The following is a 5,083-nucleotide window of genomic DNA, read 5'->3' on the forward strand; positions in this document are numbered from 1 at the left end:
GTTTACCACCATAACATGGTCACGTCCCCCCCTGACGCGGGGGGCGGGTGCGCAATACCGCCCGGGCCACCCGGCTTTCCGGTCCTTCCGCCCCGACCCCCGGAGCCCCTCATGGGCCGTTATGTGATCCGGCGGCTGCTGCAGATGATCCCCGTCTTCTTCGGCACCACGCTGCTGATCTTCCTCATGGTGAACGTGATGGGCGATCCCATCGCAGGCCTCTGCGGCGACCGCCAGTGCGACCCGGCGACCGCCGCGCAGCTGCGCACCGAGTTCGGCCTCGACAAGCCGGTCTGGCAGCAGTACCTGACCTACATGGGCAACATCTTCACCGGTGACTTCGGTACCGCGTTCAACGGGCAGAAGGTCACGGAGCTGATGGCCACGGCCTTCCCCATCACCATCCGGCTCACCATCGTCGCGATCGTGTTCGAGATCGTCATCGGTATCAGCCTCGGAGTCGTCACCGGACTGCGCCGAGGGCGGCCCGTCGACACCGTGGTGCTGATCCTGACCCTGGTCGTCATCGCCGTACCGACGTTCGTCACCGGCCTCCTGCTCCAGCTCCTCCTGGGAGTGGAGTGGGGCATCATCAAGCCGTCCGTCTCCTCGGAGGCGCCGGTCGACGAGCTCATCGTCCCCGGCCTGGTCCTGGCCTCCGTGTCCCTGGCCTACGTCACCCGGCTCACCCGGACCTCGATCGCCGAGAACGCCCGCGCCGACTACGTCCGTACCGCCGTGGCCAAGGGCCTCCCCAGACGCCGGGTGGTCGTGCGGCACCTGCTGCGCAACTCCCTGATCCCCGTCGTCACCTTCATCGGTACGGACGTGGGCGCCCTGATGGGAGGGGCGATCGTCACCGAGCGCATCTTCAACATCCACGGGGTCGGCTACCAGCTCTACCAGGGCATCCTCCGCCAGAACTCCCAGACCGTCGTCGGGTTCGTCACCGTCCTGGTCCTCGTCTTCCTGGCGGCGAACCTGATCGTCGACCTCCTGTACGCCGTACTCGACCCGAGGATCCGCTATGCCTGAGCAGAAGCCGTGGGACGAGACGAGCGGAGCGATCTCAGGAGCCGGCGCGGGCGGGGCGATGGACCTCGCGGTGGACGAGGGCACCACGCTGGAGAAGACGCCCGGCGGCCCCGAAGGCACCGGGCCCGCGGGCAAGCCGCGCAGCCTCTGGTCCGACGCCTGGCGCGACCTGCGCCGCAATCCGGTCTTCATCGTCTCGGGGCTGGTCATCCTGTTCCTGGTGATCATCTCGATCTGGCCGTCGCTGATCGCGGACCAGGACCCGCTCAACTGCGACCTGGCCAAGGCACAGGAGGGCTCCCAGCCCGGGCACCCCTTCGGCTTCGACGGCCAGGGCTGCGACGTCTACACCCGCACCGTCTACGGCGCCCGGACCTCGGTGACCGTCGGTGTCCTGTCCACCCTCGGAGTCTCGCTGCTCGGCGGCGTGCTGGGAGGCCTCGCCGGCTTCTTCGGCGGGGCGTGGGACGCCGTGCTCTCCCGCATCACGGACGTCTTCTTCGGCATCCCCGTGGTCCTCGGCGGACTGGTCTTCCTGTCCGTCGTCACCAGCTCCACCGTCTGGCCCGTGATCGGCTTCATCGTGCTGCTGGGCTGGCCCCAGATCGCCCGTATCGCACGCGGCTCCGTCATCACCGCCAAACAGAACGACTACGTCCAGGCGGCCAGGGCGCTGGGCGCCTCCAACTCGCGGATGATGCTGCGCCACATCATGCCCAACGCCATCGCGCCCGTCATCGTCGTCGCGACCATCGCCCTGGGGACGTACATCTCGCTGGAGGCGACCCTCTCGTACCTCGGCGTCGGCCTGAAACCGCCGGCCGTCTCCTGGGGCATCGACATCTCCGCCGCCTCCCAGTACGTCCGCAACGCGCCGCACATGCTGCTCTGGCCCGCCGGGGCGCTGGCCATCACCGTGCTCGCCTTCATCATGCTCGGCGACGCGGTTCGCGACGCCCTCGACCCCAAGCTGCGCTGAGGAGTCCGCTGCCATGTTGCTCGAAGTGCGCGATCTGCACGTGGAGTTCCACACCCGGGACGGTGTGGCCAAGGCCGTCAACGGGGTCAACTACTCGGTGGCCGAGGGCGAGACCCTCGCCGTCCTCGGCGAGTCCGGCTCGGGCAAGTCCGTCACCGCCCAGGCGGTCATGGGCATCCTCGACATGCCGCCCGGGAAGATCAGCGGGGGCGAGATCTTCTTCAAGGACCACGACCTCCTGAAGCTCAAGGCGGAGGAGCGGCGCCGGATCCGCGGGCAGGAGATGGCCATGATCTTCCAGGACGCGCTGTCCTCGCTCAACCCGGTGCTCAGCGTCGGGCAGCAGCTCGGCGAGATGTTCGTCGTGCACCGCGGGATGTCCCGCGGGGACGCCAAGGAGAAGGCCATCGAGCTCATGGACCGGGTCCGTATCCCGGCGGCCAGGGAACGCGTCGGCGACTTCCCGCACCAGTTCTCCGGCGGTATGCGCCAGCGCATCATGATCGCCATGGCGATGGCGCTGGAACCCTCGCTGATCATCGCCGACGAACCCACCACCGCCCTCGACGTGACCGTCCAGGCCCAGGTGATGGACCTCCTCGCGGAGCTCCAGCGCGAGCTCAACATGGGGCTCATCCTCATCACGCACGACCTCGGCGTGGTCGCCGACGTCGCCGACAAGATCGCGGTCATGTACGCCGGCCGGATCGTCGAGACCTCGCCCGTCCACGAGATCTACAAGGCCCCGGCCCACCCGTACACCAAGGGCCTGCTGAGGTCGATCCCGCGCCTGGACCAGAAGGGCCAGGAGCTCTACGCGATCAAGGGCCTGCCGCCCAACCTGCTGCACATCCCGCCCGGCTGCGCCTTCCACCCGCGCTGCCCCATGGCCCAGGCCGTGTGCCGCACGGACGTGCCGCCGCTCTACACCGTGGACGAGGAACGCCGGAGCGCCTGCCACTTCTGGAAGGAGACGCTCGATGCACGCTGACGAGACGGGCCGCGGGGGCGGCGGCTCCACGCTCCAGGCCGAGGCGCCCAAGCGCCCGTACGCCGGGGGCGACCCGATCCTGGAGGTGCGCGGGCTGGTCAAGCACTACCCGCTGACCCGGGGCATCCTCTTCAAGAAGCAGATCGGCGCGGTCAAGGCCGTCGACGGTGTGGACTTCGACCTGGCGGCGGGCGAGACGCTCGGCATCGTGGGGGAGTCCGGCTGCGGCAAGTCGACCGTCGCCAAGATGCTGGTGCACCTGGAGCCGCCGACCGGGGGCGTGATCCGCTACAAGGGCGAGGACGTCACCAAGCTGTCCGGCCGTGCGCTGAGGGCCGTGCGCCGCAACATCCAGATGGTGTTCCAGGACCCGTACACCTCGCTGAACCCGCGTATGACGGTCGGCGACATCATCGGGGAGCCGTACGAGATCCACCCCGAGGTGGCGCCCAAGGGAAGCCGCCGGCAGAAGGTGCAGGACCTGCTCGACGTCGTCGGTCTGAACCCGGAGTACATCAACCGCTATCCGCACCAGTTCTCCGGCGGTCAGCGCCAGCGCATCGGGATCGCCCGCGGCCTCGCGCTCAACCCCGAGATCATCGTCGCCGACGAGCCGGTCTCGGCGCTCGACGTGTCCGTCCAGGCACAGGTCGTCAATCTGCTGGACCGGCTGCAGGCCGAATTCAGCCTGAGCTTCGTGTTCATCGCGCACGACCTGTCGATCGTGCGGCACATCTCGGACCGGGTCGGGGTGATGTACCTGGGCCGGATCGTCGAGGTCGGCACGGACGAGGAGATCTACGACCACCCGACGCACCCGTACACGCAGGCGCTGCTGTCGGCCGTCCCGGTGCCCGACCCGACGGCCCGTGAGCATCGCGAACGGATCATCCTGCACGGTGACGTGCCCTCCCCGGCGAACATCCCGTCCGGGTGCCGGTTCCGCACCCGTTGCTGGAAGGCGCAGGAGCGGTGCGAGCTGGAGGTGCCGCTGCTGGCGGTACCGGCGGTCTTCCGGGAATCGGGTACACCGGCCCGGCACGACTCGGCGTGTCACTTCGCGGAGGAGAAGCAGGTGGTGCCGCAGGAAGGCCCGCGGGAGACGCCCGAGGAGGAGGAACCGCCGTCCCTGCGCAAGGACGACGACCGGAGCTCCGGAGGCCCGGATCCCGTGTGACAAAGGGTGATAAATAAGCCTCATGTTCGTTAACACGGAGGCAACTTGACCGTCGTCGCACCGATATACGAACGTCCCACCATAGAGAGCGTACGGCCGTGCGGGTGCCGTGAACCGGCCGGGGCGTTCATCACGTCGCCCCGGCCGGTTACCCGTTCCCGCCCTTCCCCACAGGTCCCCTTGTCCATCGGCGGACCGCGGTGGAGTATCGCTGAGGTGATACTCACACGGGGAGCCAGAATCACCGGAGCGGTGCTGTGCGCCGTGCTCGCAGCTGTTGTCGCGGGCTGGATCGTGCGGGATGTCCGGGCCGTCGGAGATCCGGCCGCCCTGCTGCGTTACTGGGCCGGGTACACCGAGGGTTGGCCGAAGGAACTGCCCGCCACCCTGCAGGCCGATCCGGTTCTGCTCGTCGTCTACGTGCTCGCCCTGATCGCCGCGCTGCGCTCCTCGGTGGCGGCGTCCACGCTGGTCGCCACCGGGCTGGTCACGCTCGTCCTGCGGCTGCCGGGCGTCTGGACCATCGGTTCGTCCTGGATGGACGGGCGGTTCAGCGACGAACTGCGCACGCGCGCACTCATCGGTACCTTCGTCGCCCTCGCCGCGGGACTCGCGCTCGTCGTCACCGGAGCCGCGGGCCGCAGACAGCCCGAGGACTCCTACGAGCCGCTGCCCACCCGGCCCGGCCGTGGTGCCGGGGTCACGGCCTTCCTGGTTCTCGGCACCTCGGGGGCCGTCATGATCGCCTGGGAGATCCGCCAGCTCTTCACGCTGCCCGACGAGGTCTATCCCGACTGGTTCACCGGCGGAAGGTTCCTCACGCTCGGGCTGACCGCCACCCCACCGGGCTGGAGCAGCGTGGCCCTCGCGACGGTCTGCCTGGTGGTGGCGTGGACCGCGC

At 68.9% G+C, this 5,083-nt stretch carries 4 protein-coding genes and 1 pseudogene; all 5 read left to right on the top strand.

What is annotated here, in order from left to right; genetic code table 11:
• The first annotated feature begins 111 nt into the window (after positions 1-111).
• A complete protein-coding gene (locus ACFWFI_RS40845; RefSeq protein ID WP_014154263.1) occupies positions 112-1,035 on the top strand; it encodes an ABC transporter permease in 924 nt (307 codons plus the stop codon).
• Positions 1,028-2,014, top strand: a complete 987-nt coding sequence (locus tag ACFWFI_RS40850) for an ABC transporter permease (protein WP_387400734.1) — start codon at positions 1,028-1,030, stop codon at positions 2,012-2,014. Before ACFWFI_RS40845 ends, ACFWFI_RS40850 begins: the two co-directional genes overlap by 8 nt.
• Positions 2,015-2,027: 13 nt before the next feature.
• Positions 2,028-3,005: an ABC transporter ATP-binding protein gene (locus tag ACFWFI_RS40855; protein WP_387400736.1), complete on the top strand. Its 978-nt coding sequence runs from the start codon at positions 2,028-2,030 to the stop codon at positions 3,003-3,005.
• Positions 2,995-4,182 (top strand): ABC transporter ATP-binding protein, encoded by a 1,188-nt coding sequence (locus ACFWFI_RS40860; RefSeq protein WP_387400738.1) that lies wholly within the window; start codon positions 2,995-2,997, stop codon positions 4,180-4,182. Before ACFWFI_RS40855 ends, ACFWFI_RS40860 begins: the two co-directional genes overlap by 11 nt.
• A 216-nt stretch (positions 4,183-4,398) precedes the next feature.
• Positions 4,399-5,083: pseudogene (locus tag ACFWFI_RS40865) on the top strand (hypothetical protein); the annotation flags it as partial.

Origin of the sequence: Streptomyces sp. NPDC060209 (assembly GCF_042728155.1) — a bacterium.
Taxonomy (GTDB): domain Bacteria; phylum Actinomycetota; class Actinomycetes; order Streptomycetales; family Streptomycetaceae; genus Streptomyces.

Excerpts from the sequence above, each read along its gene's own strand:
- ACFWFI_RS40855 (WP_387400736.1), top strand. The coding sequence starts at position 2,028 with ATGTTGCTCGAAGTGCGCGATCTGCACGTGGAGTTCCACACCCGGGAC.
- ACFWFI_RS40860 (WP_387400738.1), top strand. The coding sequence starts at position 2,995 with ATGCACGCTGACGAGACGGGCCGCGGGGGCGGCGGCTCCACGCTCCAG.
- ACFWFI_RS40850 (WP_387400734.1), top strand. The coding sequence starts at position 1,028 with ATGCCTGAGCAGAAGCCGTGGGACGAGACGAGCGGAGCGATCTCAGGA.
- ACFWFI_RS40845 (WP_014154263.1), top strand. The coding sequence starts at position 112 with ATGGGCCGTTATGTGATCCGGCGGCTGCTGCAGATGATCCCCGTCTTC.